The organism is Corynebacterium timonense (assembly GCF_900105305.1).
Classification (GTDB): Bacteria; Actinomycetota; Actinomycetes; order Mycobacteriales; family Mycobacteriaceae; genus Corynebacterium; species Corynebacterium timonense.
This window is the reverse complement of record NZ_LT629765.1, coordinates 2,252,942-2,279,909: the sequence shown is the minus strand read 5'-3', so window position 1 is coordinate 2,279,909 and position 26,968 is coordinate 2,252,942. Positions and strand designations below refer to the sequence as shown.

Genomic DNA, 26,968 nt, shown 5'->3' with positions numbered 1-26,968 from the left:
AAATACCACAACCTCGCGCGGGGGGATACGATGTAGCGAATGAGTGACACAACGAGGCCCAGCTCGGGCGACTCCACCAGCCCCCAGGGCGAGGGTCCCCGCAGGCGCGGACGGCGCCGCCGCGGGTCTCGTCCTGCCGGAAAAGGGCAGCGCTCTCACGAGAAGACCAACCGGGGAGAGGCCGCGAAGAAGCGGAAGAAAAACTCCTCCCGCCGCGGCCGCACGGGGCGGGGGCGCGCCAGCGCCCCGGCGCAACGCCGCCCCCCGCAGCACGACTCGGCGATGGAGACGCGCGACGAGACGTCGGCAGGCGGGCTCGTGGTCTCCGGCATGGCGGAGGCCGTCGGGCCGGGCGGCAACGTCGACCTCTCGCGCATCTACGTCGCGCTCATCGGCCGACTGGACAAGCGCGGGCGCCTTCTGTGGTCCATGCCGAAGGGCCACGTCGAAGACGGGGAACACCAATGGACAACCGCCGAGCGAGAGGTGTGGGAGGAAACCGGGATCTCCGGGGAGGCCTTTGACACCCTCGGCGTGATCGACTACTGGTTCGTCTCCGACGGCGTGCGCATCCACAAAACCGTGCACCACAACCTGCTGCGCTACGTCGACGGCGTCCTCAACGACGACGACCCCGAGGTCACCGAGGTGGCCTGGGTGCCCATGAGCGAACTCATCGAGCGCCTCGCCTACGCCGACGAACGCAAGCTCGCCCGCATCGCCCACGACAGGATGCCCGCGCTGGCCAGAAAGGAAGCCAAAGCCGGAAGGGCGACCCCCCGATGAGGCGCGCGCCCCAGGTATGCGCCGCTGCGCTGGCCGGCGCCCTCGCCCTCAGCCCCGCCGCGGCTGCTCCCGCCGGGGGCATCGCCATCCCCACCGACCCGTCCAACCCGGCGGTGGCGCAGCAGTGGGCCAACCCCAACATCCGCCCGGGCGAGGGCGAGCGCGCGACCGTCGAGCTCGTCGCCGGGCCCGCGGCCATCGCCGCGCACGACCCCGTCGCCGTGACGCTGCGGGTGACCAACACCTCCGACGAGACGCTCACGGGGCTCAGCATCACCCCCCGGCGCGGGCCGGCGACCGGCTCGCCCGAGGACCAGCGCGCCGCCGCGATCGCCGACGTCGCCGAGTACGGGGTGGTGGGGCGCCCGCGGGGCGTCGATACGCAGCTTGCGCCGGGGGAGAACGCGGAGCTGAGCCTGGAGATCCTCGAGGACGAGCTGCCGCTGCCGGGCCTGGCCACCTACCCGCTCATGTTCGCGCTGTCGGACGAGACCGGGCTGCTCGACACCGAGCGCTTCCACCTCGACGTGCGCGGCGAGGACTCCGGCCCCCGGCCCGGGCTTACCATGCTGTTTCCGCTGTCCGCGCCGATCGACATCGTGCCCGGCGAGACGGGCCAGGCGCCCGAGACACCTCCGCTCGTGCTCGCCTCCGACGCCCTCGCCGGCGAGCTCGCCGAGGGCGGGCGGCTGAGCCAGCTTGTCGACGTCTACGAGGACGCCGCCTCCGACCCCGCCGTCGCCGCGGCCACCTGCCTCGCGGTGGACCCGGCGCTCGTGGACACCGCCGAACGGATGTCGCGCGGCTACATCGTCTCCTCGACGCGCCCCGACATTGCGCAGCAGCCGAAGCGCCTCCGCGACAGCTGGGGCAGCGACGACGACGTCCCGGAGGGCGAGCCGGGCCGCGGCAGCGAAGACGCCGCCGCGTGGCTCGAGCGCCTCGCCGGCATCGCCGCCGAGCACTGCCTCATGGCGCTGCCCTGGGCGAACGCCGACCTCAACGCCGTGGCGAACACCGGGGACGTGTGGCTCATGCGCGAGGCCATCGAGCGCGGGCCGTTCACCCTGGGCCGCGTCCTGGACAACCCGGGCCTGTTCAACGTGGTGCTGCCCGGGTTCGGCTACGTGGGCCAGGACGTCGCCCCCGGCCTCGGCTGGGCGGACCACACGCGCTCCACCGTGCCCACCGGCGGGATGAGCCAGGCGTGGGACGCGGCGCAGACGGCGGCGAACCCCTCGTCGAGCCGGCGCGTCGAAGGGGAGCAGCGCACGACCCTGGACCGCCAGGACCTGCCCGGCGCGCCCGGGGCGGCCGCCCCCGCGCCGACGACGCCGGTGCGCGTGCTCGTGGCGTCGAACACCCTCCGGGAGTCGGAAACCTCGCCCGGGGAGTTGCCCGGGGACTCCGAGCGTTTCGCCTGGCTGTCCCCCGGGGTGCTCGCCGTGGAGTACCAGCACGCGCTCGCCTCCACGCTGGCGGAGGTGGGGCCGCACCCGGAAACCACCGGCTACTCGCGCCCGTGGCTGCGCTCCACGCTGGAGGACGACTCCCTGCACGCCCGCGCCGTCAACGCCGCCTCGGGCGTGCGCCTCGCCGTGCGCGCCTCGCGCTCCGTGGCGGGGGAGGGGACCCCGGAGCCGGTCCTGGTCACCCCGCCCGCCTCCTGGGACCCCGCCTCGGCCGCGACGATCATGGCGGCGGTGGGCGACCTCGTGTCCACGACCGCGCAGCCGATGCCCCTCGACGACTACCTGGCTCCTCCCCCAGCGTCGCCCCGGCTGCCGCGACGGGGAGCCCGCACGAGGACCCGGCGGTCTACGCCGACTCGGAGATCCTCGCGGCGGGGCAGCAGGCCCGCTTCATCAACGACCTGTCGGGCTTGCTTATCGACGACCCCGCGATCACCCTCACCCGCTACGAGGCGACGTTGCCGCTGCGGCGCGACCTGCTTGTGGCGCTGAGCGCGACGGGCCGGCGGGCGCGCGATTTCTACCCGGTGGCGGAAAAGGCCACGCGGGAGCGCCTGGCGGGAAGCCGCGACATGCTCAACACGCTGCGTTCCTCGGTCACGCTCATCCCGCCCGGCAACGTCTACACCCGTGCTTCCTCGTCCTCCCCGCTGGTCATCGTGGCCCAGAACGGGCTGCCGCTGCCGGTGGACACCCAGATCCTTTACACCGGTCCCGAGGGCGCGCGGCTGCACGTGCCGCGCACCCTGCGCATCCCGGCCCGCGGTTCCTACACGGTGCAGATGACGGCCGACCTGCCGGGCGACGCCCCCGCCAATCTGCAGCTCTTCCTCGCCTCGCCGAACAGCGTGCCCATCTCACAACCCGTGGACATCACGGTGCGCACCGCGGGCGTGGAGGCCCGCGGCTGGGTGTTGCTTGGCGCGCTGGCGGTGGTGCTAGCGATGCTGCTGCTGTTCACCGCGGGGCGCAGGCGGCGCGCCCGGGGGCCGACGGCCGCGCACTCTCCGCCCGCCGCACGACCCGCCTCTCGACCCGCCTCTCGGCCCGCCGCTCCAGCACAGTCCGACGAGCCCGGTCCGACGAGCCCGTAGACGCATCCCGCTCAGCTCCGGCGCCACCGCGTGGCCCGGATACACCAGAGGAGAAGCCCCCATCGTGACCCCCCAGGAACCGCTCGCACCCCGGGCTGGCCTGCGCAGACGCATCGTCACCCCCGCGCCGCCGGCGCCCGTTCCCGCACCCCGCGCGAAGAAGCCGACCCCGGAGGAGGTCGCGGGCGAGGACCGCTCCGCGCTGACGGTCAGCCCGTCCGGCCAGGAGCTGGCCGCCCCGCCCGACCCCGCCGGGACGGGGGAGGAGACGACGAACGCGGACGTGGTGCGCTCCACCGGCTCGATGGCGGTGGCGACGATCATCTCCCGCATCACCGGCTTCATCCGCACCGTTCTTATCGGCGCCGCGCTCGGCGGGCCCGTCGCCTCCGCGTTCAACACCGCGAACACGCTGCCGAACCTCATCACCGAGATCGTGCTGGGCTCCGTGCTCACCGCGCTCGTCGTGCCGGTGCTGGTGCGCGCGGAGAAGGAGGACGCCGACCGCGGCACCGCCTTCATCCGGCGCCTGTTCACGCTGACGCTGACCCTCATGAGCATCGCCACCGTCATCGCGCTGCTCGCCGCCCCGCTGCTCACGCGGGTCATGCTTGACGACGACGGCCGCGTCAACGTCGTCCAAGCCACCTCCTTCGCCTACCTGCTGCTGCCGCAGATCTTCTTCTACGGCATGTTCTCCCTGTTCATGGCGATCCTGAACACGAAGTCTCACTTCCGCCCCGGCGCGTGGGCCCCGGTGGCCAACAACCTCGTCTCCATCGCGGTTCTGCTGCTGTACATGCTCGTGCCGGGCCAGCTCAGCCCGGCGGCGCCCGCTGCGGTGAACAACCCGCACGTGCTGCTGTTGGGCCTGGGCACGACCCTGGGCGTCGTGGTGCAGTGCCTCATCATGCTGCCGGCGCTGCGGAAGCTGGGCATCGACCTGCGGCCGCTGTGGGGCATCGACGACCGCCTCAAGGCCTTCGGCACGATGGCCCTGGCGATCATCGCCTACGTGGCCATCAGCCAGCTGGGCTACGTGGTGACCACCCGCATCGCCTCCGTCGCCGAGGGCAGCGCGCCCTTCATCTACCAACAGCACTGGATGCTGCTGCAGGTTCCCTACGGTGTCATCGGCGTCACGCTGTTGACGGCCATCATGCCGCGCCTGTCGCGCAACGCCGCCGACGGCGACCACCAGGCCGTGGTGCGCGACCTGACCCTCGGCACGCAGCTGACCTTCATCGCGCTCATCCCGATGATCGTGTTCATGACGGCGCTCGGCCCCGACATCGGTCACGCCCTGTTCGCCTACGGCAACTTCGACGCAGACCTTGCCCGCACCCTCGGCCTGACGGTGAGCTTTTCCGCGTTCACGCTCATCCCGTACGCGCTGGTGATGCTGCACCTGCGCGTCTTCTACGCCCGCGAGGAGGCGTGGACGCCGACCTTCATCATCGCCGGCATCACCGCAACGAAGGTCGTCTTGAGCTACCTCGCCCCGTTCGTCGCCCAGTCGCCGCAGAACGTGGTCGTGCTGCTGGGCACCGCCAACGGCTTCGGCTTCATCGCCGGCGCCGTCATCGGCGCGTTTTTGCTCAAGCGCAAGCTGGGCACCCTGGAGGCGCCGACGGTGCTGCGGACCTCCGCGTGGGCGGCCGGCTCCTCCGTCGTCGGCATCGTCGCCACCCTCGTGCTGCGCTACCTCGTGCGCGACGTCGCCGGGCTCGACCTCGCCGTCGCCTTCGGCAGCCTCATCGGCGCGCCATCCATCGGGTTCCTGGTCGAGATCGCCGTGCTGGGCCTGACCTTCCTCATCATCACCGGGCTCGTCCTGTCGCGCTCGCGCCTGCCGGAGGTGCAAAACCTCGGCCGCGCCCTCGCCCGCATCCCGGGCATGAGCCGCCTCATCAGCTACGACGAGGACAAGGCCCTCGAGGTCGGCGAGATCGACCCGCGCGACGTGTCCAACCAGTTCCTCGCCGTGGACACCTTCAACGCCTCCCCGGTCCCGCCGCCGATGTCCGCCGGCGTGGTGCGCGGCCCCCGCCTCGTGCCGGGCGCGTCCGTCTCCGACGGGCGCTTCCGCCTCATCCGCGACCACGGCGCGACGACCGGCGCGCGGTTCTGGCAGGCCCGCGAGGTGTCCACCGAGCGCATGGTGGCGCTCACCTTCGTGGACACCAACGGCACGGCCCCGCTGGCCCCGGCCACCCCGCGCCAGGCGGCGCTCGACGCCGCCGGGGTGGCGCGGCGCACCCGCAAGCTCGCCGGGCTGAACCACCCCGCCGTCGCCGACAACATTCAGATCCTGTCCTACCGCACGGGCGCGCTCGTCGTCGCCGACTGGATCCCGGGCGCCACGCTCAAGGACGTCGCCGAATCCGGCCGCACCCTCCACCCCGAGGCAGTCGCCCACGCGCTCGCACCGCTTGCCGACGCCATCGGGGCCGCCCACGACGTCAACGTCCCCTTCGGCCTGGACAACCGCAACAGGCTGCGCGTGTCCACCGAGGGCGTCGTGCGCCTCGCGTTCCCGGCGGTCCTGCCCGAGGCGTCCGCAGAGGAAGACGCGGGCGCGCTCGCCTCGGCGCTGGCGCTGCTGACCAGCGACGTCACCTCCGACGAGCTCGACGACGTCAACGCCGCCACCCGCGAACTGGCCGACGCCGACTCCGCGACCCCCGAGGACTTCCGCGGCATCGCCGCGACCCTGGAGGCGATCGGCTCCGGCGACGCTGACGGCGAGAGCGACGAGCACGACGAATCCGAGCCCCCGCGGGGCGTGCACGACCTCAGCGAGGCCGTCGAGGCGGAGCAGACCGAGCCGGAGCCCGACCCGGAGGCGCTCTCCGGCGGCTTCGGGCGCCGGGCCTACCGGCCGGCCTCGCTGGTGCTCATCCTCTCCCTCGTCATCGGCGCCGTCGTCCTCGCCGCCGCGCTGACCGCCTACCTCATCGACGTGATCGGCGGGGACAACCCGGACTCGCCGGTGAACACGGAACAGATCGAGCAGGTGGAGGAGCAGGTCGAGGAGGGCGCCGAAGCGGGCGGCCCAGCCGTGATCGTCGCACCGCTGACGGCGACGCTGTGGAACGACGCCGCAGGGTCCGGCGAAAGGATCGAGATCGAGGCGGTCGCCGACGGCGACCGCGCCACCACGTGGACCTCGCAGCCCGGGGTGGGCCTTCTGCTCAGCTACGACGCCGCGTTCACGCTCGAGCAGGTCATCGTCGACGCTGCCGCCGCCGCCGGCGGCAGCCCCTACGCCCTGTTCGCACTGCCGAGCAGCGCCCCGGAGCAGGCCGACTTCGACGGCTTCCCCGAGCTGGGCCGCGGCACGCTGCGCGGCGGGCAGCAGGGCATCGACGTCGACGAGGAGGAGCGCCTTCGCGGCGTCGTGCTGTGGCTGCCGGAGGAGGTCGAGCTGCGCGAGGTCACGCTCATCGGGCACACGTTCCCCGAGTAAGCGCACTCTAGTGTGCACGGCTTGCCTGCGCCGGGGCGGGCGGCGCGGGCATGCTGGTGGGGCACACACATTTTTTGGGGGGATACATGTCGGACACCACCGCTGCGCAACGCTCGGACCAGCAGCTCGTCGAGGCCTACATGGGCGGGGACCCGCGCGCCTTCGCGGCGATCGTCCAACGCCACAAGACCAGGCTGACGTATATCGCGCGCCGCTACTCGCGCAACGAGAACGACGTGGAGGATATTCTCCAGGAGGCGCTGTTTAAGGCGTCGAGAAGCATGCACACCTACCGCGCGGACTCGACGCTGTCGACGTGGCTGCACCGCCCGGTCATGAATACCGGCTTCGACCACGTCCGGGCCGCCGACAAGCGCTCCCGCGACGTCAGCCTCGACGACGGGGAGTGCAACGCCGACGCCAACCCGGCGCTCGCGCACGACCCGATGACGCACCTCGACCGCACCATCCTTGTGCGCCAGGCCCTCGCCACCCTGCCCGCCGCGCAGCGCGAGGCCCTGCTGCTTATCGACGTCATGGGGCTGAGCATCGACAGCGCCGCCGGCGAGATGGGGGTGCAGCCGGGGACAGTGAAATCGCGCCGCGCCCGGGCCCGCGCCGCTCTGGCACAGGCCACCGAGCTGGCGGGCGAGCGACTCGCCCTCCCACGGCGCCAACAGTAGACTGACCGGGTGGCGGAAAGCCCCCGCCAGCCGACCTTCGACCGCCGACCTGGGAGATGTAGCACCCAATGACCAACCCTGGTTTTAATTTTGTCACTCTGAAGCAGGACCCGGAGACCCAGGCGCCCGCCTCGCACGAGTCCGAGGAGCCGGTGCGCGACCTCATCATCGTCGGCTCCGGGCCCTCGGGCTACACCGCGGCGCTCTACGCGGCGCGCGCGGAGCTGAACCCGCTCGTGTTCGAGGGCTACGAGTTCGGCGGCGAGCTCATGAACACCACCGAGGTGGAGAACTACCCCGGCTTCCAGAACGGAATCATGGGGCCCGACCTCATGGCCGAGATGCGCGCCCAGGCCGAGAAGTTCGGCGCCGACCTGCGCCCGGAGCTGGTGGACAGCGTCGACTTCAGCGGCGAGCTGAAAAAGGTCAGCGTGGCGGGCACCGAGTACTCCGCGAAGGCGGTCATCCTCGCCACCGGCGCCGCCCCGCGCCACCTCGGCATCCCCGGCGAGACGGAGCTGACCGGCCGCGGCGTGTCCACGTGCGCAACGTGCGACGGCTTCTTCTTCAAAGACCACCACATCGCCGTCGTCGGCGGCGGCGACTCCGCGATGGAGGAGGCGATCTTTCTGACCAAGTTCGGCACCAAGGTCACCCTCATCCACCGCTCGGAGAAGTTCCGCGCCTCCAAGGTCATGCTCGAGCGCGCCCGCGCCAACGAGAAGATCGAGTTTCTCACCCACACCATCGTCGAAGAGGTGCTGGACAGCGACGGTAAGGTCGCCGGCCTGAAGGTGCGCAACGTGCAGGACAACACGGAATCTGTCCTGGACGCGACCGCGATGTTCGTCGCCATCGGCCACGACCCGCGATCGGGCTTCGTCGACGGCCAGGTCGCCACCGACGCCGCGGGCTACGTCCTCGTCGAGGAGCCCTCCACCCGCACCAGCGTCGCCGGCGTCTTCGCCTGCGGCGACCTCGTGGACACGACCTACCGCCAGGCCATCACAGCCGCCGGGTCGGGCTGCCGGGCCGCGATCGACGCGTCCCACTACCTCGAGGCGCTCGGCTCCTAACGCCCGTCTATGCTGTGGGGACCCCTACTCAACAGAGGAGATGAACCATGAGCACCCCCATCGACGTCACCCAGTCCACGTTCAAGTCCGAGGTGGTCGAAGCCGACACCCCGGTCATCGTCGACTTTTGGGCGCAGTGGTGCGGGCCATGCACAAAGCTCTCACCGATCCTCGACGAGGTGGCCAACGAGCTTGACGGCGCGGTGAAGGTGGCCAAGGTCGACGTCGATTCCGAGCGCGGGCTCAGCGCGATGTTCCAGGTCATGTCCATCCCTACCGTGCTTATTTTCCACAACGGCGAGATGGTCGACCAGTTCACCGGCGTGCAGCCGAAGGAGACAATCCTCGAGCGCGTGCAGAATCTGCTCTGACGCACCCACCCGGGTAGGATAAAGAAATGTTCATTGGAGACGCCGTCCGGCTCCGCCCCGCACCCCAGAAAGGCCGCCAGTGACAGAGATCCTCAGCGTCGGTGACAAGAGCGCCCGCGTCGCCGAGGTCCGTTCGACCCTCGCGCGGCTGGGCATGATCGACCACTTCGACGGCCAGCTCGGCGACTGGAACAAGCGCCAGTTCTCGCCTGAGGACCTGCTTTTCGACGACACACTCGCCGACGCCCTGAAAGCCTTCCAGCAGTCCCGGGGCATCATCCCCACCGGGCAGATCGACACCGTCACCCTTCGCGAGCTGCGCGAGGCCTCCTACACCCTCGGGGCGCGCGTTCTGTCCTACCAGCCGAACCAGGTGCTCGTCGGCGACGACGTCCGTCAGCTGCAAGACCAGCTGCAGGAGCTCGGTTTTTACCCCCACCGCGTCGATGGGCACTTCGGCCCGAACACCCACGAGGCCGTCGCGACCTACCAGCTCAACTCCGGGCTCAGCGGCGACGGGGTGTGCGGGCCCGACACCCTCCACGCCCTGAGCCTGCTGGGCCGGCGCATCACCGGCGGCTCCGCCCAAGCCATCCGCGAGCGCGAGAACGTGCGCGAGGCCGGGCCCCGGCTGGCGGGCAAGCGCGTCGTCATCGACCCGGGCCTGGGCAAGGGCGAGCCGGGCGCCACGGTGGCCGGGCCCTACGGCGACATGACGGAGGAGGAGATCCTCTGGGACCTAGCGCAGCGCGTCGAAGGCCGCATGATTGCCACCGGCGTCGAGGCGATCCTCTCGCGGCCCCGGGGCGACAATCCGAGCGCGAAGTCACGCGCCGACCTCGCCAACAGCGTCAACGCGGACGTCGTCATCTCGCTCACGGTGGACCGCTACCACAACGAGAAGGCCAACGGGGTCGCCTCCTTCTACTTCGGATCCGAGGCGGGGGCCTCCTCCATGACGGGCGAGACGCTCTCCGGGTTCATCCAGCGCGAGATCGTCGCCCGCACCGACCTGCAGAACTGCTACAACCACGGGCGCACGTGGGAGATCCTGCGGATGACCAAGATGCCCACCGTCGAGGTGGTGCTGGGCTACCTGACCAACCCGGGCGACGTGGCCATCCTGACCAACCCGCGCCAGCGCGACGCCATCGCCGAGGCCATCGTCGTGGCCATCAAGCGCCTCTACCTGCTCGAGGAAGACGACATGCCGACCGGCACGTACACGTTCAAGGAGCTTCTGCAGGAGGAGAAGCAAGCCAGCAGCTAGCCGGGCTTTACGCGCGGGCCAGCAGGCCCTCTGCTTCGGCTGCGGCGAGGCTGCTCAGTTCGCGCTCGGGCGGAAGGTCGAGCCGCATCAGCGGAATGGCCCCGTGCTCGCGGAGCACGCGGAACCCGGCCGCGGCGAGCGTTTCGGCGTCGATGAGCCCGATGCGCGCCGCGTCGCGGCGCAGCGCGTCGGCCGATGCCCCCGCCGACCCCTCGCCCCGCACGCCGAAGGCTTCCAGCGTCTCTGCCCCCGCGCACGCGGCCGCGGCGGTCGCCGCCTCCACGAGGAGCAGTTCCCAGCCTTGGTGCCGGGCAGGCGGGTCGATGTGCAGGCTCGTGAGCAGCCACGCCCCGCGCGTCGCGAGCGCCGTGGGCATGCGCACCGCCCCCGGCGCCTCGGATGCGGGGCAGAAAAGGATGGTGGCGCAGGCCCCCGTGGTGGTCGAGCGCTCGGCGACGCTGACGCCGACGGTGCCCTGCGCCTCGGCGCGGGCGGCGAGCCACACGGCCTTGTCTACCTCCGAGGTCGGGGAGCAGTAGGCCTCGCCGAGAGGGTCGACCTCCCAGAACGTCGAGCGCGCGGCGAAGCGGTGAATCCTAGCCAGGCTGTCCGGCCCGAGCGGCACGAGCTCCACCGCGGGCCGACCTAGTCCGTTCCCCGCATCAGGGACATGATGCGCTCGAAGTCGTCCTTGTCGCCGAACTCGACGACGATCTTCCCCTTGCGCTTGCCCATGGTCACCTGCACGCGGGTGTCCCAGACGTCCGAGAGCCGCTCGGCGGCGCGGCTCAGGTACTCGGGCTGCGGGGCCGGTTCGCGTTTCAGGCGGGCGGGGGCGGTGCCGTTCTTGTTCAGCAGTGTCACGGCCTCCTCCGTCGCGCGCACGCTCAGGCCCTCCGCGACGACGCGGTCGGCGAGCTGTGCCTGGGCGTCCGCGGTCGCCGTGTCGTCGCCAAGCTTCACGCCGAGCAGCGCCCGGGCGTGGCCTGCCGACAGCACCCCGGCGGCGACGCGGCGCTGGACGCTCACCGGCAGGTTGAGCAGGCGGATCGCATTGGTAATCACCGGGCGGGAACGCCCCAGCCTGTCGGCCAGCTGCTCCTGGGTCACGCCGAACTCCTCGAGCAGCTGCTGGTAGGCCGCCGCCTCCTCGAGCGGGTTGAGCTGGACGCGGTGGATGTTCTCCAGCAACGCGTCGCGCAACATCTCCGAGTCGCTGGTCTCGCGCACGATCGCCGGAATCAGCTTCAGGCCCGCCTTCGAGGCGGCGCGCCAACGGCGCTCGCCCATGATGAGCTCGTAGCCCCCGCGCGTCTCGCGCACGACGATGGGCTGCAGCAGCCCGAACTCGCGGATCGAGTGGACCAGCTCGGCGAGCTCCTCCTCGTCGAAGGACTGGCGCGGCTGCTTCGGGTTCGGCTGGATCTCGCCGAGCGCGATCTCCTGGTACCGCGCCCCGACGGGCGCCGGCTGCTTCGCGGAATCGGGCGACGCGTGGACGGTCGGGGCGCCCGGGACCGGGCCGGCCGGGGACGTCCCACGGGAGGGCTGGGAGCGGCCGAGGATGACGTCAGCGGCGCCGTCGCCAAGCCTGCCGGTCTTGCCGGTCGTGTCGGTTGACTCCGGGCTCGACGGGATGAGCGCCGCGAGCCCGCGGCCGAGCCCGCCCTTGCGTTCCTGTGCCATAGTTACTCTCTGCCTTCCTGGTGTTCCTGCCCGTCGAGCTGGCGCGCGACCTCCGGGCTCACCCCGATGGGTCCGGTCGTCTCGTGGGGTTGATAGTCGCCGCGGTGGGCGATCTCGCGCGCGGCGTCCACGTAGGCCAGCGCCCCGCGCGAGCCGGGGTCGTAGTCCACGACGGACTGGCCGTACCCCGGCGCCTCCGACACCTTCACCGAGCGCGGGATGACGTTGCGCAGCACCACCTCGCCGAACTGGCTGCGCACCTCCGCGGCGACGTCCTCCGCGAGCTTCGTGCGCGCGTCGAACATGGTCAACAGGATCGCCGAGATGTGCAGGTTGTGGTTGAGGTGTTCGCGGATCATGCCGATGTTGCCCAGCAGCTGGCCCACGCCCTCGAGAGCGTAGTACTCGCACTGGATGGGGATGAGCACCTCGTCCACCGCGGTCATCGCGTTGATGGTGAGCAGGCCGAGAGACGGCGGGCAGTCGATGAACACGTAGTCGAATCCCTGCTCCGCGATGAAGCCGCGGCGCAGCGCGTCGTGCAGGCGGTACTCGCGGCGCACGAGGCTGACCAGCTCAATCTCCGCGCCCGCCAGATCGATGGTGGCCGGGATGCAGAAGAGGTTGTCGTTGCCCGGGCTGGGCTGCATCGCGTCGGCGGCCTCTGCCTCGCCGATGAGCAGCTCGTAGCTCGAGGTCGTGCCCGCCCGGTGCTCGGCACCGAGCGCCGTCGACGCGTTACCCTGCGGGTCGAGGTCGATGACGAGGACCTTCATTCCCTGCCGGGACAACGCGGAGGCGAGGTTCACCGCGGTCGTCGTCTTGCCCACCCCGCCCTTCTGGTTGGCGATGGTGAACACGCGCGTCGTCTCGGGACGCGGCAGCTTCTCCATGCCCATGCTCAAGCGCGCGGCGCGCTGCGCCGCCGCTGCGATTGGGGTGTCGTCCCATTGGCTCTTGTCGTCCACCGCGCCCTCTTTCTCCTCGTCGCCTCTCACCTTATCGCGATCGCGTGATGTCCCCACGGGTCAGCGCCGCCGCGGGATGCGGATCAGCGTCGTCGGCTGCTCCAGGACGCCCTCGCCGGCGGTCAGGATCTCCGCGTCGCCACCGCCAGCCCGGACGATGTCCCGGGCGTCGCGTTCGAGCTCCTCGCCGACGCTCGCGCCCTTCATCGCCAGCATCACCCCGCCGACAGTGACGAGGGGGAGACACCAGCCGGCCAGCTTGCCCAGGGGGGCGACGGCGCGGGACGTGACGACGTCGAAAAGCGAGCCCGTGTACTCCTCCGCCCGCCCGCGCACCACGGTGACGTTGTCCAGGCCCAGCTGCTGCGTGACGTCCGAGAGGTAAGTGGAGCGCTTCAGCAGCGGCTCGATGAGGGTGACGGGCAGGTCGGGGCGAGCGATCGCCAGCGGGATGCCCGGCAGGCCCGCGCCCGAGCCGACGTCCGCTACCCTCACACCCTCCGGCAGCGCATCCGAGACGACCGCGCAGTTGAGCAGGTGGCGCGACCAGAGCCGCTCGACCTCCTTCGGGCCGATGAAGCCGCGCTCCGAGGCGACCTCCGTGAGCGAGCGGTGGTAGGCCTGCGCCAGGGCGAAGCGCTCGCCGAAGAAGGCCTCGGCGGCCGCGGGCGCGGGTTCGGGGGCAGGCAGGGCGCGTGACACGGCTGTGTTCTCCATTCTCCTTCGGCGGGTGGCGTATGCTTTCCCGACTCTAGTAGCCAGCACCGACGTGCAGCCGATTGCCCGCCAGTCCGCGGCCTCAGATGGGGGAGGAGTCATCACCTGCGGACCCAAAGCCACGAAACCGCAAAACCGAAGCCGACAGCTCAGCAGTAAGAAAAGCCACAGTTGACTTGGGAAGCCTGAGGTGTCAGAGTGCAGACAGTCAAATAGCAATCCCGCCGAGTAACCGCATTTAACTGGCCGATCGTACAGCAGCTAACAGACCCCTATCAGCCAAAATGGCACTGGCACGAACGGTACTAACCCTCCCCCTCACTTTATATGTATGAATATATTGTGCACTGTGAGCGACCGCATAAAGGAAGACCAACATTTCAAGAACTTTCTGATCCTCCACACTATTTTCGAGCCTACGATACAGCGAAATGAGGGGGCGTTCCAGGAAAAACGCACCCGACGAAACCAGTTCAAACAGGTCGGACAAAATCGCCGCGATAGGTACTACGTTAGATCCATAAACAACATCGTCGCCCGCAATAACGGCAAGCCGTTCCCGCGGGGTGAAAATTATATTTCTGAGCCGAAAACAACCGTGCACCATTTTGCTGCACCCCGACAGGTATTCCAATACGAGTGACAGAATTTCTTGCACACTAGAAACATTGAGACCAGAATCGGAAAACGTGGAAACAACAAGCGGATCTCCGAGGAGCAATCGGAGCTCCCAAAAATCGCGTGGTAAATGACCTAAACACTCGCTCCTTAGTGCCGAATATCTTATTTCTGCCTCCTCAGAAAAGGCGGAAGAAGCCTCAAGAGCAAGGTCGACATGTCGAATGAGACGCAATTCGTTACTAACGTCGGAGAAGCACGATGCCTGCCGTCTAAAATATTCCCAAAATGGTTCCGCTTCTACCGACCCGATACGAAAGGTATGGCCTTCGGCTTCACCCCAATAAATGGGACTGTCATCACGCAGCCTCCTCTCCGAGCGCGACAAAAGGGCCGGTGTCATTTCAGAATATTCACGTACCTCCGTCCAAACCGTTGGCTCGGTGGTCGACGACTGCCTCCATACTCTCCGTAGAGAGTTTTCAAAGATCACCTCCATCGGTCACCTCCAACGATTGCAGGACGAAATCCATCAATCGAGTCGGATCTCCAAAACCAGCGGACGATCGATCCGAAAGAGCAACACTCAGTGTGGGAACCGGCGGAAGTAACGAGACATTATCCCACCTTGCGAGTTTGTCAACAACATCGAGGTATGCGACGGAATCGATGCCGCCAGGTGGCAAGCAAGGGGCCAAAACGACTGGCTTACGCGTGCACTGGAGCGCAAGTCTAAACGGGCTTGAACAATCGTAGTGGACAAATCTCACCATGAAATCCAGAGAAGCAGGAGCGACAACAAATGCGTCAAAACTAGCCTCCAGATCAATGTGCTTAGAAGGAACCGAGTTCGAAGCTGGCGAGCCTACTTCCTCCCATATATCTAAATGAGAAGCCGCACCCGCGAAGTGATCAAGCAATGTTCTGGTAACCATCCTTGAGGCACTCTCAGTTACGAATGGTGAGACACTGATAGCAGGATAGTGAGACCTTAGGCTGAACAAGATACCCGGAATAGCCATTGCAGGTAAAGATCCAGTTATGAGCCAAGATACTTTCAACTCAATTCACCCCCGGGAAAAGCGCTGATAAGTCGATCCCCCAACCTTCCGCAATAGACTGTATCTCGTCACCCTTTCCCCGTAAAATTGCCAATACTAGGTCTGCGCAAATCGCTGACCGTTCTATTCCGAAGCTCATACCTTCATTCCTTGGTGTGCGAACCTCTGTCGCAATACTTGCGCAGCTTGTCAAAGTCTTTGTAAACACCGATTTCGCACCCCGAAAATGCGGGTCGACGACCTCGTTCAAAACGAAGGACGCTAAATCACAGCCCTCACTAAAACCATGACTCGCATCGAAGTAAAGTACGATGTCGTCCGAACGTAACGCTGAGGGGTTCCAGCTCATCTTTGCTTGAAGCGGATAGGCAAAACTCTCGAACGATTCAAGGACTTTTATGAACAGGTTGGTTCTAGCGACCGCACCCGGAGCGGTAATATACACGCGACCAACTCCCGTTATCTGGTCGCTCCACCCTTGCCTTCCAAAGACGTGAGCAAAACCCGGAGAGCGATCAAATGAAAGCCTTGGAAAGGGCTTCTCATATCCGGCGCCCGACTGCGCTTTTTGAAACATCGAATGACTACGCAGGAAACGCACGATGTCTACTTTGGTGGTATCCGCTACGACTTCGCGCGTTCGCGCGTGAAATTTATTATAAATTAATTCGCTCAGGAGTGAGTGAGCATCTGGTGCTTGAATGTCAACTGACACCGTTCCTAAGTCGCCGTAAACTGGAGGTAGTTCGATCGTCCTCGGGTCTAAGAGCTTGAAATGCTCTAAGATTTCCCCGATCTCGCGCTGAAAACCCATCCGGCAAGAACCTCCTTATTGATTTCAAAAAAGCTCAGGGATATCCCCTAGGGCTATCTGCATACCTATGGATGCTAGTGCCAACTCGCGCGGTCGAAGATCAGACCCTTTGACGCCCACGGTAAAAAGCCGATACAAACCGGACAACCCAATGCGGATCTCAATCGCGCGCCGCTCGCCATCCGAAAACGGCTTACGCCGCGCATTTAAGTAGCCTGTCAAAACACGAGAGACCTGTGTCGAGGCGTTAGCAACTGCGGAATCGTACGATTCTTGAATGAGCGCAGGATCGCTTTCCCCAGCCATATCGTCGTCGGTTTGGCTTCTGACTTGGCTATAGAAAACGTCCGAACAAAGAAAACACAAATCGGCTAGATGGGAAGAAACGCCACACTCCTCCCAGTCACACAATAGGATCTTATCCTCACCTAACGGTTCGATGAATTGAGCAAGCTTTAGGTCGCCGTGAGAGAACACCGGTGGATCCGGAAAAGAATTGAGTTCTTCGATTAATGCCTTGATCTTTGGAGACTCACTCTGGACGATTGAGATAGCTTGGTGAGCGCCCCTGGAACTTTGGGACCATTCCGCCGAGGCCCGAGACTCTGAAAGATGCAGCAGCGACAGTATGGAGTCACTAGCTCGCCGGGTTTCAAAGTTCCTCGGCACCGCCGTCGAACCTAGCCGATAAGTGAACTCACCTAGATCCATTAGGAGACCCGGGTCTAGGAGCTTCCTATCTGCGTAAAGATTTCGCGTGTGCTCCTTGAACGTCGATACGGCGTAGAAGTCGCCTGAAAACTGGGTAGATTGCAACACCTGAGTTGGCGTCAGAGGGGCTATCCGACTAGTACTAGGAATTTCCGCCATGCTTGCCAGAAGCTCTCCTTCGGCGCGCCGTGAACTGTCATCAAGGAAATCTTTACGTAAAATAGTCTTGATAAACTTTTTGCCGCTTTCCTTCAGTTCGACGACAAAATATTCCCCACGGCCGGTGAAATCACCAACCTCGAAATTAGAAAACTCCCCCAGAGTAACTTTTAGATCTCGCCGTGTCGCCGTTGTCCAGTTTCGAGCTTCAGATCTATTGTCTTCTAGGGGAGACACCGCCATCGTCAGCAGCCCAAGGAAGCCGTAATCGTTACGGTGTACGAAGCTGCTTCGGTGCAGATCCAGGAAGATACAGTCGTCGGGGTGGTGCGTCCATCATCCGCTTGGCGAGCGTCTTCCGCGATTGATTTGGTCGATGTGTATCGGTTGATATCAGCCATGGCTTGCCTTTCCCAGTGGGTATTGAGGTTGTCTTGATTGATGCTACAGGATGCTCGGCACCTTGTAAATCCTTCTGGGAATTTTTTTCCAAATTGTCGGCGGGCGATAATCCAAAGAGTTCGCCCCGGTGCCGGCGCCTGGGCGACCCCTACGAGAGTGTCCGTTTGTTTGTGTGCGGAGGCTTGGTTTACAAATAGTTGGCGAACCGGTCTGGGTAGGCCACGGATAGTTGGTTGATGGCTTGTTTCCACCCTGAGGTTTTCGCCCCTTCAATATAGCCGTTGCAGTCGATTGCCCGCTTCGCTTTTTTCGCGCGTTGGGAGGCGCGTTTGTCCTCGATGTTGCAGACCATCAACCACAGCGTCTTCAACGCCGCAGCATCCGTGGGGAATTGGCCGCGGTTGCGGGTCGCTTTCCGCAGCTCAGCGTTAAGCGACTCGATGGCATTGGTGGTATAGAGCACCCGGCGAGCAGCAGGCGGGAACTGCAGAAACGGTATAAACCTCTCCCACGCATCACGCCAGAGCGGTTGCGTCCGTTAGCGTGGTGTATCTGTGACTGTCGGTGAGGGGCCTCATGAATGTGTGAGGCGGCCACCGCAGTACCTTTCGAATCAACTCCAACATCTCCTCGAAAGGAACCAACGCGAGTGGCCGCTGGACCCAATCATGTCGACCCGACCGCCTACCTTGATGAGCTGCTCGCCCACACATCCCCGGATCTGATGCGTCAGATGCTGCAGGATGTCATCAACCAGATCCTTATCCACCCAGGCAGACAGCATCTGCGGGGCTGACTACGCCACAGTCAGCGACACCCGCACCAACCATCGAAACGGCTACCGCCACCGCGACCTGGACCTTCGTGTGGGCACCACCTGCGTGAAAAGTCCCGAAACTTCGCCACGGATCATTCTTCCCCGACTGGTTGCCCCCGCGCCGCTTAAGAGCAGAACGCGCCCTGGCCACCGTCGTAGCCACCTGCTACCTCAAGGGGGTCTCCACCCACCAAATGAACGACCTGGTCGCCACCCTCGGGATCACCAACCTATCGACATCGCAGGTGTCTGACATGGCCAAAGAACTCGACGTGATGGTCGAAGACTTCCGCACCCGCCCGTTGGGCACCGGCCCCTACCTCTATGTTTCCTGCGACGCGCTGACGATGAAGGTGCGTGAAGGTGGGCGCGTCGTGAAAACCAGCGTGCTGCTGGCCACCGGGGTTAACGCCGACGGGTACCGGGAGTTGTGTGGTATGCAGGTCGCCACCGCCGAATCGGTCGCGTCGTGGACCGGGTTCTTCCGCGACCTGAAAGCCCGGGGCCTGGATCAGGTGTACCTGGTCACCAGCGACGCCCACCTAGGCATCCACACCGCTGTGGGGGACTGCCTGCCCAACGCGTCCTGGCAGCGGTGCCGCACCCATTTCGCGAAGAACCTCATCATCGATGGTGCCGAAAACATAAGTGGCCCACCCTATCGGCGATGTTTCACACGATCTTCCAACAACCCGACGCCCACACCGTGTGGGACCAAGCCCGAGACGTTGTCGAGTTTTGCCAGCAGACATTCCCCCATGTGGCGCATTCACCTGGAGGAATCCTTAGACGACCTGTTGGCGTTTACGAACGCCCCGAAAGCGGTGTGGACGAAGGTGTGGTCACACAACCCCACCGAAAGGCTCAACCGGGAGATCAGACGTCGCACCGACGTCGTGGGGATCTTCCCCAACCGCGACGCCGTCGTGCGTCTGGTCGGGGCGGTACTCGTGTTAGGACCACGTGTTTAGTAACGGTGTGGTGAGTATCGGGTAACGCCCGGGTGAGTATCGAGTAACACCCGGGCGTTTTGGGGTTTCGGTGGGGTTATTAGGCCAGTCGCATGTTGGTGCCGTCGAGTGTGATGATTTCGGCGCCGGCGACGAGTCGGTTGAGGATGGATTCGGCGATGACGGCATCCGGGATGGATTTGTACCACTCGTCGGGTGTGAACTGGGATGTCACGATGGTGGATCCACGGGGTTCGCGCTCTGCGAGGATGTTTTGCAGTTGGTGTGCGGTAGCGGCATCGATTGGGGTGGTCAGGAAGTCGTCGAGGACTAACACGTCTGTGTGGTGGAGGTCTTCGAGGAATGTGATGCGGGCTGGGTCGTCGTGTTTGAGCACGGCGAGGTGGTTGGAGAGCGTGTCGGTGCGGAAGAAGCGTGCGGAGTAGTCGTTTCGGCACGCCGCGGCGAGCAGTGCTTGGGCGAGGTAGGTCTTGCCGACGGAGGATTTGCCCAGGATGACAATGTTTTGTGCGCTTTGGCACCATCGGCAGTGAGCGAGTCGGGTGATTTGCTCTTTGTTGATGGTGCGGCCGGGCGTGTAAGTGATGTCTTCGATACAAGTGGTTCGCCCCGGGTTTAATGGAGGGTAGGAATTTGGAAAAGGAGCCCTACACATGCCCTCGAAGTACACGCCTGAGTTGAGGCAGCGTGCCATCGAACTGGTGCTGCACGCGCAAGCTGACCCTGACACGTCTCGTGGTGCGATATCCCGCATCGCTGTCGAGCTCGGAATGAGCAAGGAAACTCTGCGCGGCTGGGTCCGCGCTCATAAACAATCCGGCGCGGCAACCCCGGCTGAATCGGTGGATCTTGCAGCAAAAAACCGCAGACTGCGAGCTGAACTGATTGAAGCGAAGCGCGCTAACGAGATTGTGAAAAGAGCGTCGGCTTTTTTCGCGGCGGAGTGCGAGCGCCCACACAGGTAGTCGTCCGGTTCATCGACGACAACCGGGAGGAATTCGGGGTCGAGCCGATTAGAGAGTGTCCGTTTGTTTGTGTGCGGGGGCTTGGTTTACAAGTAGTTGGCGAACCGGTCTGGGTAGGCCACGGATAGTTGGTTGATGGCTTGTTTCCACCCTGAGGTTTTCGCCCCTTCAATATAGCCGTTGCAGTCGATTGCCCGCTTCGCTTTTTTCGCGCGTTGGGCGGCGCGTTTGTCCTCGATGTTGCAGACCATCAACCACAGCGTCTTCAACGCCGCAGCATCCGTGGGGAATTGGCCACGGTTGCGGGTCGCTTTCCGCAGCTCAGCGTTAAGCGACTCGATGGCATTGGTGGTGTAGAGCACCCGGCGAGCTGCAGGCGGGAACTGCAGAAACGGTATAAACCTCTCCCACGCGTCGCGCCAGACTTTCACCGACTGGGGGTACTTCCGCCCCAGTTCCGAGGCTTCGAAGGCATCGAGGGCGGCGCAAGCGGCGTCCTGATTCGGTGCGGTGTAGACCTGCCGCAATGCGCTGGATACAGATTTGCGGTCCTTATAGGACACCCACCTGTTGGCGGCCCGGATCAGGTGCACGATGCAGGTTTGTACCATCGAGTTCGGCCAGGTCGCTTCCACGGCCTCAGGCAGGCCTTTGAGCCCGTCGCAGCAGACGATGAACACATCATTGACTCCACGGTTCGCCAGGTCCGCGCACACGGATGCCCAGAATGCGGCACCCTCGTTGTCGGCGATCCATAGTCCCAGGATGTGTTTGGTCCCGTCGATGTCGATGCCAACAGCCATGTAGCAGGATTTATTGACCACCCGGTGACCGTCGCGGATTTTCACCCGCAGCGCGTCTAAGGAAAATGACCGGGTAGAACTCGTCGAGCTGACGGTTTTGCCACACCATCACCTCATCGAGGACCGCATCGGTGATGGTACTGATGGTATCCGGGCTGATGTCCACCCCCAGGGTCGATGCCAGGTGGTGCTGGATATCGCGTACCGTCATTCCGCCGGCGTAGAGCGAGACGATCATGTCATCGAGCTCTGTCAGCCGGCGTGCCCCTTTCGGCACCATGACCGGGTGAAACGTGCCCGCTCTATCCCGAGGCACTGTGATATCCACCGGGCCGTAGCCGGTGCCCACAGTTTTGGTGTACGACCCGTTGCGGTGATTGCCACCGTTTGAGGGGCTTACCTGGGCTTTCGCCGCGCGATCTGAGTGCCCGTACCCCAAATGGGCGTCCATCTCCGCCTGCAGACCTGCGTTGATCGAGGCTTGCAGAAGACCTTTGACCAGGTCGCTGGCATCGTCGACGGAGGTTGATAGCTCGCCGATCAGTGCGGCGATTTCCGGGTTTTCCATCAGCTTCGCGCTGATCTCATTGACCCTGCTCGGGTCATGGCCTTTCTTCGGTGACACAGTAGTCATTATCAGTGAAACTCCTTCTGGATCAGAGCCTCACACACAAAACACCTGACACCCTCTCCCAGATAACGCGTCGACGGCGTCGAATGCGATCAGCACTGCCGATAGGAATCGGAAGGTCAACGACACCTACCAGCAGTTCTTGGAGCACTACAACACAGCAGCACTTCCCACACGCGCGCGTCGTCCGAAGGATAAAGCAAATGTGGAAGCTGCGGTAAAGATCGTCACACACAAAGTCATCCACGCGCTTAATGGCCACCAGTGTGTTGACCTTGACGAGCTCAACGAAAAGATTGTGGGCTTCGTCGACGCAATCAACACGTCCGTGCCGTTTCGCAGCCAGCAGTCAAGCCGGAGGGATCTCTTTGAAGAGCACGAACAGCATCTGCTTGCGGATCTGCCGGCAACCCCGTGGCAACACACCGAGTGGAAACGGGCAAAAGTGGCCCCGGATTTCCATGTCACGGTTGCAACAGTGCGTTACTCCGTTCCGCACCAGCTTGTTGGCCGCACTGTCGATGTGCGCATCACCGGCCAGATGTTGACCGTCTTTGACCAAGGGGCAACCGTGGCAACCCACCGGGTTTCACATAAGCGTGGGGCCTATGTCACTGACTACGAGCACATTCCATCTGGAATGGACTCCACCCGTGGACTGTGGACAAGCGACTACTTTTATCGCGAAGCCAGCAAAGTTGGCCCGGCAACACGCAAGGTCATCGAAGAACTCATCACGGCGAAAGCCATCCCGGCCCAGGCATACCAGTCCTGCCGAAACGTGCTGTCAATGGGCAAACATGCCAACAAACCAATCCTGGAAGAAGCATGCCAACGCCTGATAGCCAACGACGGCAGCCGACGGGCAGTGTCATATACCGCAGTCAAAAACATGATGGCCGCTGTCCGCAAGGAACACGCAACCCGACCACGCGGGTTTGACCAGCCCCCGCGCAGCACCACAACCAACCAACCCGCCCGACCTGTAGCCGCTGACCGGGACACCACCGGCGCGTTCCTTGGCGGTGCAGACCAGTTCAGCATGGACAACCTCGCTAAGAAAGGAAACTAAAACCCATGTCCTCACCAACCCCGCCAACAGATCGCTTCCTTGACGAATCCGTCCTGGCCGACTTCACCGCACTGCGGATGACTGCCTTCGGCAGAAGCGTCATCGATATCGCCAACGATCCCGCCTTCGACACGTGGACGTTTTCCCAAAAGGTGCTCTACGCACTCGATAAAGAAGTCGCAGCCAGGCGTGAACGACGCATCAGCAAACTGCTTAAAGCATCCCGATCGCCAAACCATGATGCTTGCCTTGAAAACGTGGTGTGCACGCCTGACCGCAACATCAACCCCGAGCAAGTCAGCAGACTCGCTCACGGACAATGGTGCCACCTGGGCCAAAACATCGTCATCCTGGGCAAATCCTCAGTTGGTAAAACCTACCTCGCCCAAGCACTCATCACCGCCGCATGCCGCAACGACTACTCCGCACGGTTCTACCGCACCGACATGCTCGCCGCCGAACTGGCAGTCCTCCAACCCGATAACCCCACACGGCTGAAGTTCATCCAGCAACTCCACGACGTCGACGTCCTGGTCCTGGATGACTTTCTCACCACACCTGTTGACGCCGCGACCGCGCACCAACTACTCAATATCCTCGCCGGGCGGGAACGCAAAGTCTCAACCATTGTGACCTCACAGTTCACCCCACACGAGTGGTACAAGTCCATCCCCGACGCCGTGATCTCCGAGTCAATCCTCAACCGACTCGTCTCCGGCGCCGAAATCATCACACTCGAAGGACCAAACATGCGCCTGACCACCAACGCATAACAACCGGCAACGCCTGAGTGAGATACCGCTACCGGGTACCCACTCAGGCGCTACCAGATACTCACCACACCGCTACCATTTCGGTCTTCTGAACAACCTTGGCTCAGTCGCAGGTTATCGCCTCGGTTGGCTCGCGGGGAGACTCCTACGACAACGCAATGGCAGAAGCGCTGAACTCCGTATTCAAAGCTGAACTCATCGACCGAAGGACCTGGCCGGCACTGCGAGATGTTCTCGTCGCGACCTCGACATGGGTCGGCTGGTACAACAACCGCCGCTTGCACTCGGCGCTGGGATACCGCCCGCCCCGCCAGGCCCATCAGGAATACACCGCCGCGAACACCCAAGCGGCCTAATCGACAACAATAGGACCCTCTACAAAACTCGGGGCTTGACATAAATGACGCTGGGTGACGGCTCTCGGAGTGGTTATACCTTGCTCGCAAGCAATCGGCCTGGCTCGGAACTTGTCACGGCTGCCGCGGCCGGTAAAGCAAAGAGCTGCTTCGATGATCCTCAGGTTCCGCTGCTAGAAAGACGACTTCCTCTCCGAATATTTCAATGCCCCGTTTCGCTTTCCTGTGCCCGGCCAGCACCCTACGGTTTCGTACCGCAGCGTGCATCGACTCAGCTGGGGTTTACACTCCCGACTGCCTTGGGCTTCGTACACATAACGCGGTGTGTTACTTAGCTGACCTCTATCTCGCCACCGACTCAGGCAATCGCAGCACCTGAGGCGTCCGATTCAGCGAGGACACACTCTACCAATTCAACAACACGCTGACCTAGCTTGAGAGCGTACTTCGAAGGCAGCTGTAGGTGCCATTCAGAGTATTTATCCTCCATTAACCTCAGAAAAATTGTCCTATAATACGATCTAGCAGTCATACGGTTTAGAACGCAACGATACCGAGTTAAGAACCTTTTCGGCGTTGTCGCTTGCTGCGCTTGTCCACGCGGCGCGCGGCCACCTGCGGCGCGGAGGCTCGCTTTGCCTCGCGCCTGGCCTCCTCCTCGGCGGCCTCCTCCTTGCCCATCTTGTCAAAGACGATGCGGGTTTGGAAGAAGGTCCAGACGTTGTTGGCCAGCATGTACATCAGCAGGCCGATGTGCCACATGAAGCCGGAGGCGAGGATCATGACCGGGAAGATCCACAGCGTCATCTTGTTCATCATCTGCATCTGGGTTTCCATCATCTGCGCGTTATCGCCGGTCGGGGCGCTGATCTTGCCCGAGGCACGACGCTCGTTCTGGCGGGTGACGGAGAGGCGGGCGTTGAGGTGGGTGAACACGGCGGACATAATCACCAGCGGCAAGCACACCGCGATGATGTTGACGCGGGTGAAGTCCAAGCCGGTGAAGGCGGCGAAAGCGCTTTCCGGCATGGCCATGTAGGCCGACAGCGGCACACCGAAGAAATCGGCGTCAAGAAAGGAGCGGACGTCTTCCGGGGAGAAGACGTAGTTCGCCGTGTTGCGGTTTTCCTCGACGCTCATGCCCAACGACCCGAGCCCGGTGCCGGTGCGGTTAAAGGACCGAAGGACATGCAAAAGGCCGAGGAAGACGGGGAACTGGACGATCGGCACGATGCAGGAGGCGAGCGGGTTCGCGCCCATCTCTTTGTAGAGCTTCTGGGTCTCCTGCGCCATCTTCTGCTGGTCGTTTTTGTACTTGGCGCGGATCTCCTGCATGCGTGGCTGCATCTCCTGCATCCGCCGCATCGTGCGCATCTGGTTCACCATCGGCTTGACCAGCAGGACGCGGATGGTGAAGGTCAGGAAGACGATGGCCAGGATCCACGAGATGCCGGAATCGGGCGAGAAGATGAATCCGAAGATTTTGTGCCAGAACCACAGCACTGCTGAGATCGGCCAATATACGAAGTTCAGCACTTGGCGTCGTTGCTCCTAGTCGGTAACGGGTGGGGTCGCGCTGCCCGGGACAGGGACGAGGTCGAAGCCGCCCGGATGCCAGGGCCCGCACTTGCAGACGCGCCCGACGGCGAGGAGGCTTCCCTTCACCGCCCCGTGGCGCGACACTGCTTCGAGCGCGTAAGCGCTGCACACAGGCATGAAGCGACACGTCCCTGCCATCTTAAGGGGTGAGACGTATTTTTGGTAAAGGCGCACCGCCCTCACCAGCAGTCGCGCCGCCGGCCCGGGGGCGGCGGGGATTTCTTGGCCGAGGACGTTGTAATAGGCCATTACGGTTTCTTGGTGGATTGTTTCTTCAGGGCCCGCGCCAACGCCGAGCGGTAGTCGCGCGCCAGCTCCCCGCTCGTCGCGGTCGCGGCGGCAGGCAGCACCCGCACCACGACGTCGTGGGCCCGCTCAAGCATGTCGACGTCCCCGCGGCACACATGACGCAGCTTGCGCGACACCGCGTGCCGCGTCACCGCGTTGCCCACCTGCTTGGACACGATCAGCCCGAACCGAGGCCCGCCTGTGATGGCGAGGTCGGTCCGGGCTGTGACGTGGACCACGAGCGTCGCCGACCCCGCGCGCGTGCCTTTCCTCATCGCGCGGCGAAAGTCCGCGGAGGAGGTGAGCTTGTGGTGCGTGGGAAGCACGATCGGGTGGCCCGTCGTTGTCGCTGCCGCGTGGATACGAACTACGCAACTACGCGGTGAGCTTCGCGCGGCCCTTGCGGCGGCGCGCGGAGACGATGGCGCGGCCGGCGCGGGTGCGCATACGGGTGCGGAAGCCGTGCTTGCGGGCGCGGCGACGGTTGTTCGGCTGGTAAGTCCGCTTCGACATGGAGACTCCTTGTACTGTGCTGTTTGCCCAGCGCCGTCGGGGCAAGGCCCGGTGGCACTGTGCGACGGCCAGCGGCGACGCGCTCGTGCGCGTGCGACCTCCCGGGGTAGAGACCGTCCCGGTATGAAAACTTCGTGCGAGCTGCGGGCGCTCCGTGACCGTTCCCGGGGCGTTTCCCGAGGGGTCGGCGGTGCTCCACGCGTGCAACTCCTGCGCTGACTCGCCCTAGGGCGGCCCGGTGCACCGCGCGGGTGTTGCTCTCACGCACACCGGCGCAGCGTGGGGGGCGGGGTCATGTACCCGGCTGCCTCGCTGCTCGATGTGACAGACCCCATCAGGTTACGTGAGTTCCGGGCCTGCGGACAAATCGACACACCGCGAGGACACGGGGGTAACGGGGCTCCCCCCGTAATTACACAACTGTGGTTATGAGCTGGCGAATTGCCAACACGCCGACGCATGCTGCGGCTCGCCGGCGCGACGCGCACGCCGCGGAGTTATCCACAGGCACGCGGCGAGAGAACGCGTGGACACGCGCACGGTCGACGGGGTACCAATGATGAATCACCACAACTTCACACCGAAACGACCCACAGTCGTGTGGGTAACTCTCAACGAATGGTTCAGACCGGCAGCAAAGGTTACATGTTTATGCAGGTAAAGGCGCATAATTAATCGGCGAGAGTTATTCACAGGCGTGTGCGTCGGTTGTGGAGAACGGGCCAAAGTCGCGTACTCCACACCTGTGGATAAAGTTGTGGAACTACAGGTAGAAGCCACCGCCGGTGGCGCTGAACGTGTGGATGAAACGGTGAATCGCGGG

At 64.4% G+C, this 26,968-nt stretch carries 27 protein-coding genes and 3 pseudogenes; 15 read left to right on the top strand and 15 right to left on the bottom strand.

Annotation, left to right across the window (positions count from 1 at the left end):
• Nucleotides 1–39 precede the first annotated feature (39 nt).
• From BLT81_RS10865 to BLT81_RS10830, 8 genes are all read left to right on the top strand, one after another.
• On the top strand, nucleotides 40–786 hold the full coding sequence (locus tag BLT81_RS10865) for an NUDIX hydrolase (protein ID WP_081582857.1): 747 nt from the start codon (nucleotides 40–42) through the stop codon (nucleotides 784–786).
• A complete protein-coding gene (locus BLT81_RS10860; RefSeq protein ID WP_083337274.1) occupies nucleotides 783–2,750 on the top strand; it encodes a hypothetical protein in 1,968 nt (655 codons plus the stop codon). The genes BLT81_RS10865 and BLT81_RS10860 overlap by 4 nt, the downstream gene beginning before the upstream one ends.
• Entirely contained in the window at nucleotides 2,669–3,352 is a 684-nt protein-coding gene (locus tag BLT81_RS13135) for a DUF6049 family protein (protein WP_083337273.1), read from the top strand. Before BLT81_RS10860 ends, BLT81_RS13135 begins: the two co-directional genes overlap by 82 nt.
• A gap of 64 nt (nucleotides 3,353–3,416) precedes the next feature.
• Entirely contained in the window at nucleotides 3,417–6,821 is a 3,405-nt protein-coding gene (locus BLT81_RS10850) for a murein biosynthesis integral membrane protein MurJ (protein WP_019193565.1), read from the top strand.
• An 86-nt stretch (nucleotides 6,822–6,907) separates the two neighbouring features.
• Nucleotides 6,908–7,504: a sigma-70 family RNA polymerase sigma factor gene (locus BLT81_RS10845; RefSeq protein ID WP_019193566.1), complete on the top strand. Its 597-nt coding sequence runs from the start codon at nucleotides 6,908–6,910 to the stop codon at nucleotides 7,502–7,504.
• Nucleotides 7,505–7,572: 68 nt separating this feature from the next.
• A complete protein-coding gene (gene trxB, locus BLT81_RS10840; protein WP_019193567.1) occupies nucleotides 7,573–8,580 on the top strand; it encodes a thioredoxin-disulfide reductase in 1,008 nt (335 codons plus the stop codon).
• 47 nt (nucleotides 8,581–8,627) lie between these two features.
• Nucleotides 8,628–8,951: a thioredoxin gene (gene trxA / locus BLT81_RS10835; protein WP_019193568.1), complete on the top strand. Its 324-nt coding sequence runs from the start codon at nucleotides 8,628–8,630 to the stop codon at nucleotides 8,949–8,951.
• A 79-nt stretch (nucleotides 8,952–9,030) separates the two neighbouring features.
• Nucleotides 9,031–10,221, top strand: a complete 1,191-nt coding sequence (locus BLT81_RS10830; protein WP_019193569.1) for an N-acetylmuramoyl-L-alanine amidase — start codon at nucleotides 9,031–9,033, stop codon at nucleotides 10,219–10,221.
• A gap of 7 nt (nucleotides 10,222–10,228) precedes the next feature.
• Here the strand turns inward: BLT81_RS10830 and BLT81_RS10825 are convergent, their stop codons facing one another.
• The 9 genes and pseudogenes from BLT81_RS10825 to BLT81_RS10800 all read right to left on the bottom strand — a co-directional run.
• On the bottom strand, nucleotides 10,229–10,855 hold the full coding sequence (locus BLT81_RS10825; protein ID WP_019193570.1) for a hypothetical protein: 627 nt from the start codon (nucleotides 10,853–10,855) through the stop codon (nucleotides 10,229–10,231).
• A gap of 11 nt (nucleotides 10,856–10,866) precedes the next feature.
• Entirely contained in the window at nucleotides 10,867–11,907 is a 1,041-nt protein-coding gene (locus BLT81_RS10820) for a ParB/RepB/Spo0J family partition protein (protein ID WP_019193571.1), read from the bottom strand.
• Nucleotides 11,908–11,909: 2 nt separating this feature from the next.
• Nucleotides 11,910–12,875, bottom strand: coding sequence for a ParA family protein (locus BLT81_RS10815; protein ID WP_019193572.1), 966 nt, complete (start codon nucleotides 12,873–12,875; stop codon nucleotides 11,910–11,912).
• 60 nt (nucleotides 12,876–12,935) lie between these two features.
• Nucleotides 12,936–13,592 carry a 16S rRNA (guanine(527)-N(7))-methyltransferase RsmG gene (rsmG, locus tag BLT81_RS10810; RefSeq protein WP_019193573.1) on the bottom strand — a complete coding sequence of 219 codons (657 nt, stop codon included), beginning with the start codon at nucleotides 13,590–13,592 and terminating at the stop codon, nucleotides 12,936–12,938.
• Nucleotides 13,593–13,830: 238 nt separating this feature from the next.
• Nucleotides 13,831–14,709 carry a hypothetical protein gene (locus BLT81_RS12800; protein WP_155860790.1) on the bottom strand — a complete coding sequence of 293 codons (879 nt, stop codon included), beginning with the start codon at nucleotides 14,707–14,709 and terminating at the stop codon, nucleotides 13,831–13,833.
• A complete protein-coding gene (locus BLT81_RS13430) occupies nucleotides 14,693–15,271 on the bottom strand; it encodes a flavoprotein (protein ID WP_407918951.1) in 579 nt (192 codons plus the stop codon). The genes BLT81_RS12800 and BLT81_RS13430 overlap by 17 nt, the downstream gene beginning before the upstream one ends.
• Before the next feature lies 1 nt (nucleotide 15,272).
• A complete protein-coding gene (locus BLT81_RS12795) occupies nucleotides 15,273–16,085 on the bottom strand; it encodes a T3SS effector HopA1 family protein (protein ID WP_155860791.1) in 813 nt (270 codons plus the stop codon).
• A gap of 24 nt (nucleotides 16,086–16,109) precedes the next feature.
• Complete coding sequence (locus tag BLT81_RS12790; protein WP_155860792.1) at nucleotides 16,110–17,198, bottom strand: phosphotransferase family protein; 1,089 nt, start codon at nucleotides 17,196–17,198, stop codon at nucleotides 16,110–16,112.
• 346 nt (nucleotides 17,199–17,544) lie between these two features.
• A pseudogene (locus tag BLT81_RS10800) lies at nucleotides 17,545–17,880 on the bottom strand (transposase); the annotation flags it as partial.
• Nucleotides 17,881–18,006: 126 nt separating this feature from the next.
• On the opposite strand from BLT81_RS10800, the gene BLT81_RS13130 reads away from it, so the two are divergent.
• The 3 genes and pseudogenes from BLT81_RS13130 (at nucleotide 18,007) to BLT81_RS10795 (ending at nucleotide 19,145) form a co-directional block, all read left to right on the top strand.
• Nucleotides 18,007–18,153: a hypothetical protein gene (locus BLT81_RS13130; RefSeq protein WP_231286591.1), complete on the top strand. Its 147-nt coding sequence runs from the start codon at nucleotides 18,007–18,009 to the stop codon at nucleotides 18,151–18,153.
• Nucleotides 18,140–18,193: pseudogene (locus BLT81_RS13125) on the top strand (hypothetical protein); the annotation flags it as partial. The gene BLT81_RS13130 and the pseudogene BLT81_RS13125, both read left to right, overlap by 14 nt.
• A 91-nt stretch (nucleotides 18,194–18,284) precedes the next feature.
• Entirely contained in the window at nucleotides 18,285–19,145 is an 861-nt protein-coding gene (locus tag BLT81_RS10795; RefSeq protein WP_231908945.1) for an IS256 family transposase, read from the top strand.
• A gap of 79 nt (nucleotides 19,146–19,224) precedes the next feature.
• On the opposite strand, the gene BLT81_RS10790 is transcribed toward BLT81_RS10795, so the two are convergent.
• Nucleotides 19,225–19,800 carry an ATP-binding protein gene (locus BLT81_RS10790; RefSeq protein ID WP_231286574.1) on the bottom strand — a complete coding sequence of 192 codons (576 nt, stop codon included), beginning with the start codon at nucleotides 19,798–19,800 and terminating at the stop codon, nucleotides 19,225–19,227.
• Here BLT81_RS10790 and BLT81_RS10785 point away from each other — a divergent pair.
• Nucleotides 19,799–20,110 (top strand): transposase, encoded by a 312-nt coding sequence (locus BLT81_RS10785; RefSeq protein ID WP_081582861.1) that lies wholly within the window; start codon nucleotides 19,799–19,801, stop codon nucleotides 20,108–20,110. The genes BLT81_RS10790 and BLT81_RS10785 overlap by 2 nt on opposite strands.
• 86 nt (nucleotides 20,111–20,196) lie before the next feature.
• On the opposite strand, the pseudogene BLT81_RS10780 reads toward BLT81_RS10785, so the two are convergent.
• Nucleotides 20,197–21,547, bottom strand: a pseudogene (locus BLT81_RS10780) (IS256 family transposase).
• Nucleotides 21,548–21,686: 139 nt separating this feature from the next.
• Between BLT81_RS10780 and BLT81_RS10775 the strand changes: the two are divergent.
• The 3 genes from BLT81_RS10775 to BLT81_RS10765 all read left to right on the top strand — a co-directional run bounded on the left by BLT81_RS10775 (nucleotide 21,687) and on the right by BLT81_RS10765 (nucleotide 23,745).
• Complete coding sequence (locus BLT81_RS10775; RefSeq protein WP_231908943.1) at nucleotides 21,687–22,616, top strand: Mu transposase domain-containing protein; 930 nt, start codon at nucleotides 21,687–21,689, stop codon at nucleotides 22,614–22,616.
• Between the two features lie 5 nt (nucleotides 22,617–22,621).
• Complete coding sequence (locus BLT81_RS10770) at nucleotides 22,622–23,389, top strand: ATP-binding protein (protein WP_019193576.1); 768 nt, start codon at nucleotides 22,622–22,624, stop codon at nucleotides 23,387–23,389.
• A gap of 98 nt (nucleotides 23,390–23,487) precedes the next feature.
• Nucleotides 23,488–23,745 (top strand): integrase core domain-containing protein, encoded by a 258-nt coding sequence (locus BLT81_RS10765; RefSeq protein WP_155860793.1) that lies wholly within the window; start codon nucleotides 23,488–23,490, stop codon nucleotides 23,743–23,745.
• 558 nt (nucleotides 23,746–24,303) lie between these two features.
• Here the strand turns inward: BLT81_RS10765 and yidC are convergent.
• Genes yidC through rpmH form a run of 4 tightly spaced genes read right to left on the bottom strand, consistent with a single transcriptional unit; the run spans nucleotide 24,304 to nucleotide 26,145 of the window.
• Nucleotides 24,304–25,281: a membrane protein insertase YidC gene (gene yidC, locus BLT81_RS10760; RefSeq protein ID WP_019193578.1), complete on the bottom strand. Its 978-nt coding sequence runs from the start codon at nucleotides 25,279–25,281 to the stop codon at nucleotides 24,304–24,306.
• 15 nt (nucleotides 25,282–25,296) lie between these two features.
• Nucleotides 25,297–25,593 (bottom strand): membrane protein insertion efficiency factor YidD, encoded by a 297-nt coding sequence (gene yidD, locus BLT81_RS10755; protein WP_019193579.1) that lies wholly within the window; start codon nucleotides 25,591–25,593, stop codon nucleotides 25,297–25,299.
• Complete coding sequence (gene rnpA / locus BLT81_RS10750; RefSeq protein WP_019193580.1) at nucleotides 25,593–25,958, bottom strand: ribonuclease P protein component; 366 nt, start codon at nucleotides 25,956–25,958, stop codon at nucleotides 25,593–25,595. The genes yidD and rnpA overlap by 1 nt, the downstream gene beginning before the upstream one ends.
• A gap of 49 nt (nucleotides 25,959–26,007) precedes the next feature.
• Nucleotides 26,008–26,145, bottom strand: a complete 138-nt coding sequence (gene rpmH / locus BLT81_RS10745; protein ID WP_019193581.1) for a 50S ribosomal protein L34 — start codon at nucleotides 26,143–26,145, stop codon at nucleotides 26,008–26,010.
• Nucleotides 26,146–26,968 lie beyond the last annotated feature (823 nt).

Excerpts from the sequence above, each read along its gene's own strand:
- BLT81_RS10865 (WP_081582857.1), top strand. The coding sequence starts at position 40 with ATGAGTGACACAACGAGGCCCAGCTCGGGCGACTCCACCAGCCCCCAG.
- BLT81_RS10860 (WP_083337274.1), top strand. The coding sequence starts at position 783 with ATGAGGCGCGCGCCCCAGGTATGCGCCGCTGCGCTGGCCGGCGCCCTC.
- BLT81_RS10845 (WP_019193566.1), top strand. The coding sequence starts at position 6,908 with ATGTCGGACACCACCGCTGCGCAACGCTCGGACCAGCAGCTCGTCGAG.
- trxB (WP_019193567.1), top strand. The coding sequence starts at position 7,573 with ATGACCAACCCTGGTTTTAATTTTGTCACTCTGAAGCAGGACCCGGAG.
- trxA (WP_019193568.1), top strand. The coding sequence starts at position 8,628 with ATGAGCACCCCCATCGACGTCACCCAGTCCACGTTCAAGTCCGAGGTG.
- BLT81_RS10820 (WP_019193571.1), bottom strand. The coding sequence starts at position 11,907 with ATGGCACAGGAACGCAAGGGCGGGCTCGGCCGCGGGCTCGCGGCGCTC.
- rsmG (WP_019193573.1), bottom strand. The coding sequence starts at position 13,592 with ATGGAGAACACAGCCGTGTCACGCGCCCTGCCTGCCCCCGAACCCGCG.
- BLT81_RS12800 (WP_155860790.1), bottom strand. The coding sequence starts at position 14,709 with ATGGAGGTGATCTTTGAAAACTCTCTACGGAGAGTATGGAGGCAGTCG.
- BLT81_RS12795 (WP_155860791.1), bottom strand. The coding sequence starts at position 16,085 with ATGGGTTTTCAGCGCGAGATCGGGGAAATCTTAGAGCATTTCAAGCTC.
- BLT81_RS12790 (WP_155860792.1), bottom strand. The coding sequence starts at position 17,198 with ATGGCGGTGTCTCCCCTAGAAGACAATAGATCTGAAGCTCGAAACTGG.
- BLT81_RS10785 (WP_081582861.1), top strand. The coding sequence starts at position 19,799 with ATGCCCTCGAAGTACACGCCTGAGTTGAGGCAGCGTGCCATCGAACTG.
- BLT81_RS10790 (WP_231286574.1), bottom strand. The coding sequence starts at position 19,800 with ATGTGTAGGGCTCCTTTTCCAAATTCCTACCCTCCATTAAACCCGGGG.
- BLT81_RS10770 (WP_019193576.1), top strand. The coding sequence starts at position 22,622 with ATGTCCTCACCAACCCCGCCAACAGATCGCTTCCTTGACGAATCCGTC.
- yidD (WP_019193579.1), bottom strand. The coding sequence starts at position 25,593 with ATGGCCTATTACAACGTCCTCGGCCAAGAAATCCCCGCCGCCCCCGGG.
- rpmH (WP_019193581.1), bottom strand. The coding sequence starts at position 26,145 with ATGTCGAAGCGGACTTACCAGCCGAACAACCGTCGCCGCGCCCGCAAG.